Below are 15,660 nucleotides of genomic sequence, written 5' to 3'. Positions count from 1 at the left end.
CGATGTGTTAAAATCGTAAGGATATATCTACCCAGGTAAACAATCGAACCATCTTTTACCTTTTTAGCAACTGAGGCAGACCCGAAAGATAGGCCGCGTCAGTTTAACTCATACAGAGAAAATACCTTAATTTAAATTCGTCATAAGTATTTCACTAATCTGGAACGTGATTTTGAAGCTGATCCTGCAGAGTATATTATATCCACTGAGTACCTTTTTATAACAGAAAAATGCTATATCAAAAACTATCTAAATTATCTTCAGCAGTTTTTTGGTGAAATTAAGGTGTATGTATTTTTACGCGACCCTGTGGATTATTTTCGGTCAGCACAACAGCAGATGATTAAAGCCCGATCTTTTGTAGCAAACCCAATCAATTGGGAGATCAACTTTAGAAAAGTAACAGAGGTTTGGGAGGAATTTGTTGATATAGAGGTTGTAAAATACAAACAGGGAGTAGATTCATGTAAGATTCTATGTGAAAAAATAGGAACCAATTTATGATAGCTTGTCTAAGCCGTCGCGAGAAAGTAACACCTCGCTTTCGGTAGAGCAGATGTTGTTAGCAAAAGTACAGCGTCACCTTTACCAAAATCATGAAGATCAATTCAAAAACCATTTGAGCGTTATACAGCAGGTAAACACTTCATTTATCCATAAACCCAAACTTCAGGATTGGGTAAAACATGTTATCTACCAAAATCACCTCGATGATTTACAATGGCTCAAAGAGAAATATAGTATCGATTTTCTTCAGGATTATCCAACAACTGATGAGTTTTCTGATCTTCCCACCTTTGATAATGGCAAAGCTGCTGTACGTGATATATAAGGTAGAAGATGAACAATCTGTAGAAAAATATGAGGCTATGGTGGTTGATGCACTCCTCAAGAAGTTGTTGCAGGGAAGTCGCAACTGATCAAGGATCACCTATCTCCAGAACGTAATCCATCTACCAATGTAATTTTACATGGACATGTTCCTGTAACGGTTTTATTGCCCCCATGAGAGGACTAACAAAAAAAGATTCCATCAATTTTTATTTGTAGGGGGGATAAAATTGCCTATCTGTGATCGAAATGTCGATATTTTGTTCCAAGATAATCCCTACCAATATGTGGTTAAGATCAATAATATTTGAAAATTATTTAAGAATGGCTCTTCCACTCCGATAATCCAGTTGCAGGTAGGAAATAAACGATTTATTACAATTAACAAACGGAGAAAAAGTTATGGCAAGTTTTGGAGATTTAAACCGAGTAAACACAAACATACAGTCACTGGATTCCCAGCTGTCCCTGAATAAGATTAACAAGCAGATGGCCGAGAATCAGCTGCGGATGTCAACCGGTAAGCGGATCAATCGTGCGGAAGACGATTCGGCTGGGTATTCTATTGCTACTAAATTGCGTGCCCGGGTTGGAGGATTAAACCAGGCGATGCAGAACGTCGGGGATGCCAAGTCGGTTCTGGATATTGCAGAGTCTAGTTTTGGTACGATTATGGATAACCTGGTAGAAATGAAAGGACTGGCTACGCAGGCAGCCAATGATACACTTGGGCAAGATGAACGAGGCTTTATTGGGGATCAGTTAAAAGCCTTAGGTGATGACATTAATAAAATTGCTGATCAAACGGTTTACCAGGATTATGAACTGCTTAATGGCGCCGATTCTGGAAACACAGGATCTTTAAGTTTGACCTTCCAGGTAGGGGAGCGCGAATCGGATACCATTGAAGCTGATCTTAATGCAGTTAACGTGGGAGAATTATTCACAGATGGTGCTGATGCAAGTCTCGGAGCAGCAATAGCTGATGGAGGTGCAACTGCTGGTGGTGCTGCTATAACTGCTACAGCAGCAACTGCTGGTGGACAGGGAGCACTTACTTTTGCCACGAATGCCACTTCAGCTGATTATCGTGCATTCCTTTCCCATGTTGATGATGCCATTACCTCTATGTCAGGAAATGTGAACGACATTGGTATTACCCAGTCGTCACTGTCCGTTCGTGAGCAAACCCTTTCGGAAGCGATCAGTGCCAACGAATCGGCGAAGTCCCGAATTATGGACACCGACTTTGCGAAGGCGCAAAGTGAGTCGGTTCGACTGCAGATCTTGCAGCAGACGGCCACGTCTTCACTGGCGCAGGCCAACAACGGTCCGCAGTCGGTACTCGGATTTATTGGCTAAGACGCTTATTCTCATACATAAATCCCTTACAATCCATGCTGTCCTGACAGGCAGTATGGATTTTTTTATTATTGCAATAAGTTAGCAGTCCAATCGGCGGATTTGCCCTCACTCCGCCTCGTTCCTCGGCACCGCCACTTCGCTAAAGCTATGAGGCGTCAGCGACCCTCCCTGCACGCAAGGAGGGGTTATAGTAGAACCAGCAGCAGTCATGTTATAAGACCGGCAAATGAAATCAAAGCGTCTCTCCCTTCCTTGATTTTCAGGGAGGGGAGAACAAGAGGGATGGGTCAAAAAAGAAGAGTTTGCTATTTATATTATTACATACCCGCGGGAATGAATTCTCTAACAGGCGGCTTTAATGTGTTTATATTCACACAACTGGTTCAAGTTTGCAACTTGGACAGTTATTAGAGTTCCACACTGGAGCCGTGATAGATAAAATTTACCTATCATAATAATGCCAATGCGTATACTCTTCCATTTTTCAGAATTCTTGAATTATTTTTGATAAAAAATTTAAGAACCCTCATAGACCAACGATAATACCCTTGTCATGGAGATACTTTCAGAAACTAAACAACAATAAAAACGGAGAAAAAGTTATGGCAAGTTTTGGAGATTTAAACCGAGTAAACACAAACATACAGTCACTGGATTCCCAGCTGTCCCTGAATAAGATTAACAAGCAGATGGCCGAGAATCAGCTGCGGATGTCAACCGGTAAGCGGATCAATCGTGCGGAAGACGATTCGGCTGGGTATTCTATTGCTACTAAATTGCGTGCCCGGGTTGGAGGATTAAACCAGGCGATGCAGAACGTCGGGGATGCCAAGTCGGTTCTGGATATTGCAGAGTCTAGTTTTGGTACGATTATGGATAACCTGGTAGAAATGAAAGGACTGGCTACGCAGGCAGCCAATGATACACTTGGGCAAGATGAACGAGGCTTTATTGGGGATCAGTTAAAAGCCTTAGGTGATGACATTAATAAAATTGCTGATCAAACGGTTTACCAGGATTATGAACTGCTTAATGGCGCCGATTCTGGAAACACAGGATCTTTAAGTTTGACCTTCCAGGTAGGGGAGCGCGAATCGGATACCATTGAAGCTGATCTTAATGCAGTTAACGTGGGAGAATTATTCACAGATGGTGCTGATGCAAGTCTCGGAGCAGCAATAGCTGATGGAGGTGCAACTGCTGGTGGTGCTGCTATAACTGCTACAGCAGCAACTGCTGGTGGACAGGGAGCACTTACTTTTGCCACGAATGCCACTTCAGCTGATTATCGTGCATTCCTTTCCCATGTTGATGATGCCATTACCTCTATGTCAGGAAATGTGAACGACATTGGTATTACCCAGTCGTCACTGTCCGTTCGTGAGCAAACCCTTTCGGAAGCGATCAGTGCCAACGAATCGGCGAAGTCCCGAATTATGGACACCGACTTTGCGAAGGCGCAAAGTGAGTCGGTTCGACTGCAGATCTTGCAGCAGACGGCCACGTCTTCACTGGCGCAGGCCAACAACGGTCCGCAGTCGGTACTCGGATTTATTGGCTAAGACGCTTATTCTCATACATAAATCCCTTACAATCCATGCTGTCCTGACAGGCAGTATGGATTTTTTATTTAAATAGGTTTTGAGATATAAAGTAATATCGTTCCATACTTGTCATTAGTTCTTGGAATAGATTAAAAGTTCAATCAGCAGGTTTATGTCCCATCTCAAACCCTTCTCTCCACACAGAGAGGGGTTTTATGTACTCCACACAAAAGTGGCTGATACTCCAAGACCTGTTAGGTACCGAAAACAGACAGACCTCTTTTAGTTATTCATCGCTATGAAACTTCTTGTCTTCTTTGGCATACTCTTTGAGCACGTCCGCTGGCTTAAAACGGGCCCCGTGCTCTTTCTGGTAGCTTTCCAACCGCTCTACAATAGTTCCGGCGCCCTCGCGGTCTATATACCGAAACGGCCCGCCGAGGAAGGGGGGGAATCCGAGTCCCAGTACGGCTCCCAGGTCGCCATCGGTGGGATTGCGCAGGATATCCTCCTGCAGGCACCAGGCAGCTTCATTGATCATGGTGAGGGCCATGCGCTGCTGTACGGTTTCAGCATCCATTGACGTCCTTCGGGCTCCTCCGAAGTATTTATAAATCTCTTCATTGGGATTGGTTTTTTTGGTCTTGCCGTCCTTTTCTTCGTACTGGTAAAATCCTTTTTTATTTTTCTTTCCTTTGTAGCCCTTCTCAAAAAGCGTGGTCGGTTTTTGACTAGGTTCTATACCGCGTTCCCCAAACAGATCGCTAAGTACTTTGGTAATATGAGCGGCCACGTCGATGCCCACTTCATCGAAGAGGGCCGCGGGCCCTACGGGAAAGCCGAATTGCTTCATGTGATGGTCCAGCTCCTTAATAGCAATGCCTTCTTCCAGCAGCATGAGGGCTTCATTCATAAAGGGCGACAGGATACGGGTGGTATAAAATCCGGGTCCGTCATTGACCACGATTACGTGCTTGCCCTGTTGGATGCCCACCTGGCGGGCGGTGGCTGTAACCCAGTCCGCAGTTTCGTCGGTAGTGATAATCTCGAGCAGCGGCATCTTAGGGACGGGTGAAAAATAGTGCATGCCGATCACCTGCTCCGGACGTTCACTTGCTTTTGCAATCTTACGGATGGGGAGGGAGGAGGTATTGGAGGCAAAGATGCCGTTTTCGGGAAGCAGGGCTTCGGTTTCCTTTAAAATGGACTTCTTGAGATCCAGATCTTCAAAGACGGCCTCGATCACCAAATCTACATTTTGAAAACCCTTGTAGGAGGCGGTAGCCGTAACGAGACTCGCAATACGATCGCGCTCAAATGAGGAAATGATTCGTTTTTGGCGGTCGCTCTCCAGGTCCTGCCATATATGTTTTTTCCCTTCGGCGGCTTGTCCGGCATTCTGGTCTTTAAGCAGTACCCGGTAATCTCCCTTGTTGGCACTGACATTAGCGATGCCGGAGCCCATGAGTCCGGCCCCAAGCACGCCTATTTTTTGAACCTTAGCGGCTTGTTCTTTATTTGGATTCTTTTTTGCACCCTGCATGGCAAAGAAAAGGTTGACCATTGCTTTGGATTCCGGAGTAGCAGCCAGCTGACCAAACATCCGGGATTCCATTTTAAGGCCGGCACGCATGCCATTCTCATATCCCTCTGCTACGCAATCGATTATTGTAGGCGGAGCCGGATAGTTGCCCTTGCTCTCCTTTTGGGCCCGTTTACGCGCCTGGGAGTAGATGATCTTACGCAGGGGACTGAGTCCCTCCATGAGCTGATGGAGGACAGAGCGTTTGTCTTTGCGCTCAAATTTCTCATTGGAAAGCCGGTATACGGCCTCTTTGGCCGCGGTAAGGATGGCATCTTTGTGGGTCAGTTCATCTACCAGTCCGAGTTTATAAGCTTTGCGCGGGTATATATTTTTACCGGTAAGCAGATAGGTCAGAGCATTCTGTATGCCTATGAGCCGCGGCAGGCGCTGGGTGCCTCCGCCCCCCGGCAGAAGACCCAATTTTACTTCCGGCTGCGCCATAACCGTTTTATCATGTTCTGAAGCAACCCGGTAGTGGCAAGCCATCGCTACTTCAAGCCCCCCACCCATGCACGAACCGTGGATAGCAGCAACTACCGGCTTATCGAAGTTTTCCAGCTCCAGCAGGAGCTCGTTGCCCCGGCGGCTGAGGTCCTCGATTTCATCCGGTGCCTGCTTGTTTTTAAGCATCTCCACATCGGCCCCGGCAATAAAATTATTTTCCTTGCCACTGATAAGTATAATACCTCTTATGTCCTCCCCCTCTGCTTGCTTGAGGAGTTCCTGCACTTCTGTAATGAGCGCTTCATTAAGTTTGTTTACCTTTTCATTCGGCTGGTCGAGGGTTACAATGAGGATTCCTTCCTGCCGCTCGGTTGTTAAATAAGCCATAATGGTTTTGCTCTGTGTAAATACGGTTGTGATTATTTATCTATCCTTCATACCGTTCAAGGATCATAGCATGACCTTGTCCCCCGGCTGCACAGGCTGCTACTAAAGCAAGCTGTCCGTCTTCATGGTGGAGCCGGTTGGCAGCGGTTGTTACCAGGCGTGTTCCGGTGGCCCCGAATGGGTGGCCCAGTGAGAGAGAGCCGCCCCAACAGTTGAATTTATCCATCGGGATATCGCCTACCTTTTTATCCTTGTCCAGCTTCTCCCGGGCAAATTTATCCGAATTGAGGGCCTTGAGAACAGTCAATATTTGTCCCGCAAAAGCTTCGTGGAATTCAAATATATCGATATCGGAGAGGGCAAGTCCCATCCGATCGAGTACCTGTGGTGTAGCGTAGGCAGGTCCTAGTAATAGCTCATCTTTTGGATCCTGGGCTACAAAAGTGTATTCGCGAAGATATGCTTTGGGAGTACATCCGAGCTTACGGGCTGTTTCGGCTTCCATAATGAGCGAGGCCGAGGCGCCATCGGTTAAGAAAGAGGAGTTCCCTGCCGTGATGGTACCGTGGGGTTTGATAAATGCAGGGCTTAGTTTTTGGAGTTTCTCCATGGAGGTATCTTCCCGGAAACCGTTGTCCTGTTGGATTACCTCAAAATCAGGCGGTACCGCAGCGGGCAGCAGTTCTTGGTCAAGGAGTCCCTCATTAGTGGCTTTGGCGGCGAGCTGGTGCGAGCGCAGGGAGTATTCATCCTGTGCCTTCCGGCTAATACCGAAGTGAGCGGCCATGCGATCACAGCTTTCCCCCATGGTTTCCCCGGTGGAGAATTCGGCAATTTCCGGGATTTCCGGAAGCAAGTGGGAGGGACGCAGTCCTTTGAAGAAGGAGAGCCAGTCGCTGAGTGATTTGTATTTGCGGGCATCCAGCAGCTTTTGACGGAATTTCCTGCGGAAGCGGATAGGGATGTCCGACATGGTTTCTGTACCTCCGGCCAGTACCACTTTGGCTTGTCCCGATCGAACTAGATCGACGGCGGAGCTGGTCGCCTGGTTGGATGAAATGCAGGCCTGGGTAACGGTATGGGCCGGAATACGGTTGGGAAGGCCGGCGCCTAGTGCTGATTCTCGTGCTACGTTACTGGTATTGACATCCTGAATGACGGTCCCCATAATGACCCGGTCAATCATTTCTGGGGAAATGTTGGCACGACCGATGAGTCCCTCTATTGCCATGCGTCCAAGATCGTAGGACATCAGTTTTTTATATCCGGTGCCTGATCGCTGAAAGGGGATGCGGGCGCCGTCCACAATAACGGCTTCGGGTTGTTGGTTCGCCATAGTGGTTGAGTATGGATGAAAAATGAGTGTTGAAAATAATATAACAGATTTATTAATCTGTAAATGAATATAATAGTTAACGGTGTTAACCTAAAGTTTGGTGGTGAATCTGTTTTTAATTTATAAAGGGAAATAAGCATTTTATTTCCTGTCATTTATTCTGCCAGGGGTTTTGGAAATCCTGCTCATCACTCACTAGTCTTGTTCCATTTTTTGTCAGCAAAAAATAGACGAAAAAAACTGCTGGCCCCGTGGAATCCCGGCCAGACCCCGTTTCTTGACTTCACTACCCAACGTCGTGCCCTTTCAGGGCCAGAATTTATTCTTTTAAAGCGACAGAGCCCACCTCGGACCATTTCTGTCTGACGAGGGGCTGGCTGCAGACCGGATAAGCGATATGGTCGATAAAACGTCAGAGGGAAAAAATAAATTTTCCTCGTAAGGACAGAGGCCATGCGATAGTAAGGACAATCTCTCTGCTAAAGTATTACAAACATCTTGTGATACTAATGACAGGCACTTTGTAATAGCTTTACAATCTGTTTGCAATAGTAATGGCAATCAAAATGTCATATATATGGGAATCACTTTCCCATATATATAGGAGACTCCTTCCCATATATATGGGCGTTACCTTCCGATATATATGGGATTCTTCCTCCCATAGTAATGGGAAGCATCTTATCCTTTTAAGAGCACATTTCAGTGGTTTGTTATGTTTATTCCGTGGCATTACAGACCCGGTCCCGCACTCTCGCAGGGCAATCCTTGTTGATAAGAATACAGTCGATCAACGGCTTTTATTTGTCTCTTGCTAACCGTTTCCTGCGGGCTTTCAAGAAACATTTATTATTTACTTGAGAGGCAGTCTAAGCAGGTAGTCATCGGCTGTGATATACAGCATCTTACCGTTATTGCCAATGGTGCAGTTGGAGGTGGCTCTGCCCGTTCTGATGATCCCCAATACTTTGGCCTCGGGAGTAATCACCCAAACGCCGCCGGGTCCGGTGGAATAGATATTTCCTTCAGTATCCACATCCATGCCATCGGGACCGCCGGGCTCATTCACTACTTCTTTGGGATCCAGGAAAACGCGTCCATTCGAGGTGCTGCCGTCTTCGGCCACGTCAAAGGCCATCCATATAGGCTCCTCGGAACCGGAATTGCCTACATAGAGCGTCTGCTCATCGGGGGAGAGGGCCACGCCATTGGGACGATACAGCTCATCGGTAACCAATTCCACTTCGCCTGAGGGCGTGAGGCGATAGACCCCCTGGAAATCCAGCTCCTGGGCGGGATCGTCGCCCCGCTGTTCAAAACCGTAAGGCGGATCGGTGAAATAGATGCTACCTTTGCTGTGCTGCACCAGGTCGTTGGGTGTATTGAGCTTTTTATTGTTAAAGCTGTCAGCGAGCGTAACAAAGTTAGGTTGGGGATCCGTTAACGGGGCATCCATGCGTGCGATGCGCCGGTCTCCGTGCTGGGCAAGGATAAGAGAGCCATCCTGACCGATAATCAATCCGTTGGAGCCAAGTTCGCCGCCCCGTTCTTCTTCACCGGTGTAGCCGGCCGGTTTCAGATACTCAGAAACGCCTTCTCCTTCCTCCCACTTATGAATGACGTTATTAGGAATATCCGAGAACAGCAGAAACTGGTGCTCTTCCACCCACACCGGGCCTTCGGACCACTCATAGCCTTCGCCGAGTACCTCTAATTGGGCGTCGATATCCAGCAGCTGACTGAGTTCCGGTTCCATTTGTTCAATGCTGCCGACCTTTTTATAAGTGGTTGTATCCTGGACAGCTTGTTCCTGCTCCTGTTGTTGTGTTTGTTCCGATTGGTTTCCACACCCGATAAATAAAAACAGGGAGATAAGCGTAATGAATGATTTCATAAGAATAGTTTGATTGATTTTTCTAATAACATAATCCCGTGGCCTAAATAGTACTATTTTTTCTGTTCCATTGCCAGTGGCGGGATGTAGTTGCCGGATTCGGGATGTTGGATGCCAGATATGCAGGGGAGATTCCGGTATTGGGTATCTCGCATCCTGTATATTACCCTGTAAAAACGCTTCTTATTTTTTACATATATTCGTATTCTTGATGTGCTTAATACATCAGCTCTTGATTTTTGCCCCCATAGTTCAATTGGAGAGAACGGAGGTTTCCTAAACCTTAGATCCTGGTTCGATTCCGGGTGGGGGTACTCATAAAAAGCCCTAAGTTACTTTTTACTAATAACTTAGGGCTTTTTTATTTATATTTGGTACAACATAGGTAAAACAAAATACCTTTTTGTACCACTTATTAATTTTAGTCCAGGGCACATAAAACCCTTGTAAGTCTTTGGCTTGCAAGGGTTTTATTTTATAGGTACAAATATAGGTACAAACAAAATAGTTTATTATACCTCCTTATTTAATATTCCTTCGTCTAAATCAAATTGACTATAATAAACAGGAAGACTAAATTCGTTTCTTAAATACTTCAAATAATTTTTACTTATATAGTCAGGCGTTTGTGTACCTACAATAACTAATTTTAAATTATAATCTGGATATGGATCATTCCAATAAGCATATTCAAGAATCTGACCAAGAGCTTTCCTAATTACATTTCTAATATCAGGATAGGTTTTTATTTCATAAAGAATAGCATCTTTTCCCTTAATATATACCATGTCAATTGCCCTCCCATCTCTCCTCACACTTTCAGGTACAACTTCCTCTTTATCACTTTTAATATTGTTAAGATGTTGTTCTAACTTTTCACTAATCTTGTTATGCGTATTTTTCCTCTGATAAGAATTCGCAGAAAGGTTAACAGTAGTACTATCTCCTGAAGAACGATTTAAAGATTTTTGTCCTAATCCATATTCACTCTCGTCTTCTACAGGTTTTTTTATTCCAAGCATATCCCATATTGAACCATTATAGAGCTTATATCTGCCATATCGACTAGTATCCAAATTAACTTTAATAAGCTCACCATCGGGAGGAAACTCTACTTCTTCTAACTTAAAACGTACATTTATATATCGGTCGTAAAGAAATGAATTAATTCTCTCTCCAATATTTTTGCTATCAATAATTTCTTTTTTCTTCTTTTTGAGTTTATCTATAAAATCAAGTTCATTCTGAATTTGATTTATTTTAGACTCGCTTATTACTTCTAAATTATTAATTGTTGCAACCCAAAATGCATCAGTCCCCTCTTTAGTCCTCTTTAAGGTATATAAATCCAAATCTACAATTTTAGACTTTGAACTATCCTTCACACCTTGGATGAAACCATATTGAAAGCCATTATAATTTAACCCTTCGTTAAATAACCATTCCTCGAATCCTAAGCCGACTAATCCTTCGAATGACTCTTCAGAATCACTTTTACCTTCTGTTCCAGAAGGTGAAGTCCATCCATTTGTATTCCAACAAATTCGAGTAAATTTATTTCGGCTATTCGGGTTTTTTACCTCTTTAAGGATATTCTCATAAGTTTCTAAATTTTGCCCAATAAAATCTTTACTAACCTTTACTAATTTATCCCAATCATACTCAGGTAACTTCGTTATCGGTATTTTCTTAGTGTATCGGTATCGACCATGTTTATCAGTAATTAATTCATTTGCTTTTTTTAACTGACCTTTAGTAAGATTTTGAGGTGATTCATGTTGCCTATCTAGGCTAATATGCAGGTACTCTCCTTCCTGAACATGTGCACCTACAACAAAAAATATTTCATCAGTAAAAGCTTCACTTTCAAATAATCTTCCCCATGAATATGGTCTGAATTTAAATTTACCCGGTCCAGCCTGTTTATGCCAATTCATCCTAACAACACTTTCAAGTCCTGTAATATTAGATACAAGATTACACCAATGCTTTGTTTTTTTCCAAACCCCCTCTTTTAAATTCTCTGATGCTTTTTTATGAGACTCATCATCAGACCTGTAATCCTCACCTGCCCACTTTTTTAATATTTTCAAATCCTCTACTTGAAAAAAATCTATCTCACTAGAAATACTTTCTCGTATTGAATCTGCTATTTCTCTCAATTCTTTTCTTTTGTCATAAAATTCCTCAAATATCTTCCTATCTAACTTAGATCCTCCTGGCATCCCCTTACCATCATAGTCTGGATCAGAGGGCAAAAAGTTACTCAGCTTTAAATTCACTCCATTAGGATTTCTAAATGTATCGGGATTACTAATGTCATCCTCATCATGTATATCTAGACTATTAAGGAGCTTTGATAACTCAATTATCCTATCGTTGTCCTTACTTATTTCATTTGATTCTAATTGGAAATATAAATCTAATGCGAGGATGATTTCCTCTCTTGTCCAGTTAGGATTTTTCATTTTTTATGATATGATATTGTTATAATTAATTTACTAAAATAGTCGTCTCAAATTTTGATTTCCCTATCAGTTGTGCTTTATGATTTTGGAGTAGACTTGGCCAAAATAATCTTATTCATTTGTAAGGTAGTAACAAAACTATAATTCTTTTTCCCATCTCAGCTTCCTAGCTGAAGCCACATCTTTACCATTACTATCTTTTCGATAAAGCCTATCGGTGCCAGGTTTTTTATAATCCCTTTTTCGCTTTCTAGCCTTCGTAATATGACCTACTTCCCAACCAGCAGCTTTATATATAGTACCTTCATGAACCGAAGTATCTTGATATGAAATACATTTTTCTTTTTCCGGACAATTATCTCTGAAAAAATTAACCATGTGGGCCATAAAACGACTGGGAGTATTCTTAGGAGCATCATTGCTACAAGCTAATCTCCTAAGCTCTAACCAGTTATTAGGCAATGTCCGAGCGCTAGGATTATTCCACAAAGCAATAGCGAATGTAACCCCTCTAAAATGCGCTTTAAACGCGAATTGCCAGGGTTTTTCTTGCGAATTCGGCAATCTAGAATGCCATCTTTTATTAATATTTACAGCATAAATCTTATTGCATTCATCAAATTCGAGATGTCGGGCCTTTAGTCCATCTGAAGGTAATTTTATTGATCTCTTCTCATTGATTTCTGTTTTCTCAAACCTGTAAGACTCAAAAAGCATTTAATTGTAGGTTTTTTTTTATAACTTGGTTTTATAAATCTAAACATAATCTATTACAGTTTTGAGTAAAAAAGTAATAGCACTCTTTAGCTCTGATTATAGGGATCTGTATAAAGGTGATATCTTCAGAGTTTTATGCCTACCCAAAAATTATATTATAGAATTCAGATATAGAAAAGAACATCTTGACCAAGATATTCTATCAAAAATCAACGGGGATGAATTAATTGATAGGGACAGTATTATATTTTTTGTAAGCGGTAATGATTCAAATCTTACAAAAGAAGAGCGTTTAAGAAATATTGAATTTCACCCTATAAGAAAGGCTGAAATTAAAGAGATATATTATGATGAAAACGTTGAAATTGTAAATTTTTATCTCAAACTAAAAGATTTTACCGATAAGGACTATCATCCCAAAACGGATGAAAAAGATTTACCTATCTACAAAATGGTATCAGCTTTAACTCTCAAAGATGTTCCCGAAAAATCATGGATCAATAGAGTTAAGGATATTGAAAAAGAGTTTAATGATTCACTTTTTTTCCACATAAATAGTGTTAGGGATGGCGATAAAATCAAAGAACCAAAATATTCATCAAACAATCGTTCATCATATTATCAATTACAAGATGGTAAGAACTATCAACTTGACCTTTCGTGTTATGATCCGAAGTCTGGCTCTAAATTAGATGTATCATATTCGTCAGATGACATGAAAATTCATTCTTCAAATGGATTTATCATTGATGCTATAAGAAAAACGATGATTCTAGATTTAAAGACTAATTCCTTAGATGTTTCGTCTTCTTCAGCTATTACAACACTACAAGAAAATGCAAATAATAATAATAAACACTTCAGTGTTAATTTAAATTGGAGAATTAAAAAGTCATTTTGGAAACCCTGGGTGTTTGGCCTTTTAAGTGCGTTGATCTTAATTGGTTTAATAATTGCTAATGCTTCTTTACCTGATACAAAACCATTTTTGGAGAATATGAGTTGGAAGCTATTAGTACTTGGCCTTATTATGGTTGGTAGTGGATCTGGACTTTTGTTTTACCTATTTAATAAAAAATAATCATCTCACAGTGAGTTATGGGACTATAAACAAGCCCAATACTAGATGACATCTATCTTTTGAAAGAGATAAGATCTCAAGGACTCAAAACAGACTACATTTATGGCTGATTTTTTATGGAATTCCTTCTTTGCAAGACTATGAAAGTGCCTAGCATGAGAAGTCAATTCCCTCATGTCCGAAAACCCTTTCACACTTTGACACGATAATTTTTCCAATTCAGTTTCTATAATTTACCGTTTGCAGATAATGAGAGAAATAATGAGCTAAAGTTTGTAAACGTCTTCAATAATATCTCTAGCATCTAAAAGAATCTGATATACTTCTTTACCGTTTGTAGAGTCATAATTGTCGAGATTGTGGACTGCTGAATTTCTAGCCTTGCCTATATTTTTTAATTTCCTTTCTGTCTCGTAGGAAATCACATCTCTATCTCTAGCTATTTCAATAAGCTTGCTCATTGGATAGTCATTATTTGACCTGACCTCATCGCCATTGGAGATATAAAGTTTTTGACACAATTCTGGTACAGATTGGCATAATGAGTTTCTTACTGCTTCTTCAAGTACCGAATAGATCATGATGAGCGCTGCATTATCTAGCCCGTGAGTCCAGGCCTCCATAGCTTCATTGAAATACTTCCTGAAATCGTTACTATGGTATCGGGTTGAAATAAATGTTGGAGTAAGTTGAGAAGCTCTGTTGATGTAAGCGTAGAGTGTATTCATTAAAAAATCAAGATTATGTCCACCAACTAGTGCATCAAAGGCTTCCCTTTGATCAAGGTTCTTACCAAATGTTTGAAATATTCCTTCAATAGTTTCTCGGTCCTCACTGGGCTTTAAGTAGATGAGTGCACCTGGATTATTTACGGTGTGTCTCTCAACAGCCTTTATCTTATCGGTAAACTCTTCAAATAGTTCTTCTTTCTCTTCGCCAGTTGCTTTTTTAAGCCTTGCGATATTTTCATCGGAAAAGAAAGAGTTTATTTCTTTGACTGTTTTTAAAATCCATCGATTCTTGTTATCCATTTTGAAATAAATGGTTATCGGTTATTTCAATTTCACTTCCCTTCTCAAGCACTTGTTTATTTTCCACGTCAATAGAAATTAATCCGCGGGTTTTCTTTCTATGACAATTAGGGCAAAGTACCCAGAGGTTGTCAATTTCTTCAGTTCCACCATCTGATTTAGGAATAATATGGTCAACATCAATTATGTAGCATTTTTGACCATTTAAGTTTTGATATTCACATCTGAAACCACAAACTTGGCAAGTATAATCTTCGATTTTGGCGATACGCCTTTTTTGTTTTTCATTTTCTCGTCTTGTTTTTGAACGGGAATTATTTTTTTCATCGTATCTGTCCTTGTGCGTATAATTACGGGCTTCTTCCATCAACTTATTTAGATTATCTGATAAACTATCGTCAATTAACTCAGAATAATCTGTTTCAATAAGATCCTCATATTTATCTTTATCGAATTCTGCCGACTGCAGAATTAGGTCCTCATAAATATCTTCAAATCCAGAAGCAGAACCATTAACTGGAAAGTTGGGATACTCTGGATCAATGGATTTTGCCATTTCACTTAATTTTGAAATAGAAATACCATCTTGAGTAATAGTTTTAATTTCTCGTCTTATTTCATTTACTGATTTTTCATGGATCAATCTGTTACGATTGATGGAATCAACATTTGAGAACCATTCTATTGATTTAAATGGCACAACATATTTCCATTCATTTTTCCCTGTTTTATGTTCCTCTAACCACCAGAGTTCACTTTTAGTGCGGATAGAATTATCTATTATTCCAAATCCTACTATAGATGATTTAGCACTACTAACGACAGAAGAACTTGCAGTTGAATGGAAATATACAAGGTCACCTGGGGATAGTTTATCCCAAATATTTTTGTTTGTTTCCGTTAATCCCCAAGCATTTCTAATTAGTGTTGTAATCCAATGTTCGGGAGGCCCGGTCATTCTCCAGATGTTAGACATA

The 15,660-nt window shown here is 41.4% G+C and carries 11 protein-coding genes and 1 tRNA gene; 5 read left to right on the top strand and 7 right to left on the bottom strand.

Features of this window, described 5'->3' with window-relative positions; translation table 11 throughout:
- Window positions 1–508: 508 nt before the first annotated feature.
- The 3 genes from ABEB05_RS11770 to ABEB05_RS11760 all read left to right on the top strand — a co-directional run bounded on the left by ABEB05_RS11770 (window position 509) and on the right by ABEB05_RS11760 (window position 3,758).
- Window positions 509–832: a hypothetical protein gene (locus ABEB05_RS11770; RefSeq protein ID WP_265790375.1), complete on the top strand. Its 324-nt coding sequence runs from the start codon at window positions 509–511 to the stop codon at window positions 830–832.
- 401 nt (window positions 833–1,233) lie between these two features.
- Complete coding sequence (locus tag ABEB05_RS11765) at window positions 1,234–2,193, top strand: flagellin (protein WP_265790374.1); 960 nt, start codon at window positions 1,234–1,236, stop codon at window positions 2,191–2,193.
- Window positions 2,194–2,798: 605 nt separating this feature from the next.
- Window positions 2,799–3,758, top strand: a complete 960-nt coding sequence (locus ABEB05_RS11760) for a flagellin (RefSeq protein WP_265790374.1) — start codon at window positions 2,799–2,801, stop codon at window positions 3,756–3,758.
- 268 nt (window positions 3,759–4,026) lie between these two features.
- Here ABEB05_RS11760 and ABEB05_RS11755 read toward each other — a convergent pair whose 3' ends face one another.
- From ABEB05_RS11755 to ABEB05_RS11745, 3 genes are all read right to left on the bottom strand, one after another.
- The gene (locus tag ABEB05_RS11755) at window positions 4,027–6,156 is read right to left on the bottom strand and encodes a 3-hydroxyacyl-CoA dehydrogenase NAD-binding domain-containing protein (RefSeq protein ID WP_265790373.1); all 2,130 of its coding nucleotides are present in this window, start codon (window positions 6,154–6,156) and stop codon (window positions 4,027–4,029) included.
- A gap of 40 nt (window positions 6,157–6,196) precedes the next feature.
- A complete protein-coding gene (locus ABEB05_RS11750) occupies window positions 6,197–7,492 on the bottom strand; it encodes an acetyl-CoA C-acyltransferase (RefSeq protein WP_265790372.1) in 1,296 nt (431 codons plus the stop codon).
- A gap of 853 nt (window positions 7,493–8,345) precedes the next feature.
- Window positions 8,346–9,386 carry an SMP-30/gluconolactonase/LRE family protein gene (locus ABEB05_RS11745; protein WP_265790371.1) on the bottom strand — a complete coding sequence of 347 codons (1,041 nt, stop codon included), beginning with the start codon at window positions 9,384–9,386 and terminating at the stop codon, window positions 8,346–8,348.
- 241 nt (window positions 9,387–9,627) lie between these two features.
- On the opposite strand from ABEB05_RS11745, the gene ABEB05_RS11740 reads away from it, so the two are divergent.
- Window positions 9,628–9,700: transfer RNA gene (locus tag ABEB05_RS11740), tRNA-Arg, on the top strand.
- A 198-nt stretch (window positions 9,701–9,898) separates the two neighbouring features.
- Here the strand turns inward: ABEB05_RS11740 and ABEB05_RS11735 are convergent.
- Window positions 9,899–11,854 carry a hypothetical protein gene (locus ABEB05_RS11735; protein WP_265790370.1) on the bottom strand — a complete coding sequence of 652 codons (1,956 nt, stop codon included), beginning with the start codon at window positions 11,852–11,854 and terminating at the stop codon, window positions 9,899–9,901.
- Between the two features lie 138 nt (window positions 11,855–11,992).
- Window positions 11,993–12,571, bottom strand: a complete 579-nt coding sequence (locus ABEB05_RS11730; RefSeq protein WP_265790369.1) for a Mom family adenine methylcarbamoylation protein — start codon at window positions 12,569–12,571, stop codon at window positions 11,993–11,995.
- 61 nt (window positions 12,572–12,632) lie between these two features.
- Between ABEB05_RS11730 and ABEB05_RS11725 the strand changes: the two genes are divergently transcribed.
- Window positions 12,633–13,652: a hypothetical protein gene (locus ABEB05_RS11725; protein WP_265790368.1), complete on the top strand. Its 1,020-nt coding sequence runs from the start codon at window positions 12,633–12,635 to the stop codon at window positions 13,650–13,652.
- A 266-nt stretch (window positions 13,653–13,918) separates the two neighbouring features.
- Here ABEB05_RS11725 and ABEB05_RS11720 read toward each other — a convergent pair whose 3' ends face one another.
- Together ABEB05_RS11720 and ABEB05_RS11715 are read right to left on the bottom strand one after the other, a co-directional pair.
- Window positions 13,919–14,683, bottom strand: coding sequence for a hypothetical protein (locus ABEB05_RS11720; protein WP_265790366.1), 765 nt, complete (start codon window positions 14,681–14,683; stop codon window positions 13,919–13,921).
- Window positions 14,676–15,659 (bottom strand): HNH endonuclease, encoded by a 984-nt coding sequence (locus ABEB05_RS11715; RefSeq protein WP_265790364.1) that lies wholly within the window; start codon window positions 15,657–15,659, stop codon window positions 14,676–14,678. The genes ABEB05_RS11720 and ABEB05_RS11715 overlap by 8 nt, the downstream gene beginning before the upstream one ends.
- Between the last annotated feature and the right edge of the window lies 1 nt (window position 15,660).

This window comes from Fodinibius salicampi, assembly GCF_039545095.1.
Classification (GTDB): Bacteria; Bacteroidota; Rhodothermia; order Balneolales; family Balneolaceae; genus Fodinibius; species Fodinibius salicampi.
The sequence above is the reverse complement of the archived record's forward strand: the minus strand, read 5'-3'. Positions and strand labels throughout refer to the sequence as shown.

Coding starts and splice junctions, on each gene's coding strand:
- ABEB05_RS11765 (WP_265790374.1), top strand. CDS start 1,234: ATGGCAAGTTTTGGAGATTTAAACCGAGTAAACACAAACATACAGTCA.
- ABEB05_RS11760 (WP_265790374.1), top strand. CDS start 2,799: ATGGCAAGTTTTGGAGATTTAAACCGAGTAAACACAAACATACAGTCA.
- ABEB05_RS11755 (WP_265790373.1), bottom strand. CDS start 6,156: ATGGCTTATTTAACAACCGAGCGGCAGGAAGGAATCCTCATTGTAACC.
- ABEB05_RS11750 (WP_265790372.1), bottom strand. CDS start 7,492: ATGGCGAACCAACAACCCGAAGCCGTTATTGTGGACGGCGCCCGCATC.
- ABEB05_RS11745 (WP_265790371.1), bottom strand. CDS start 9,386: ATGAAATCATTCATTACGCTTATCTCCCTGTTTTTATTTATCGGGTGT.
- ABEB05_RS11735 (WP_265790370.1), bottom strand. CDS start 11,854: ATGAAAAATCCTAACTGGACAAGAGAGGAAATCATCCTCGCATTAGAT.
- ABEB05_RS11730 (WP_265790369.1), bottom strand. CDS start 12,571: ATGCTTTTTGAGTCTTACAGGTTTGAGAAAACAGAAATCAATGAGAAG.
- ABEB05_RS11720 (WP_265790366.1), bottom strand. CDS start 14,683: ATGGATAACAAGAATCGATGGATTTTAAAAACAGTCAAAGAAATAAAC.
- ABEB05_RS11715 (WP_265790364.1), bottom strand. CDS start 15,659: ATGTCTAACATCTGGAGAATGACCGGGCCTCCCGAACATTGGATTACA.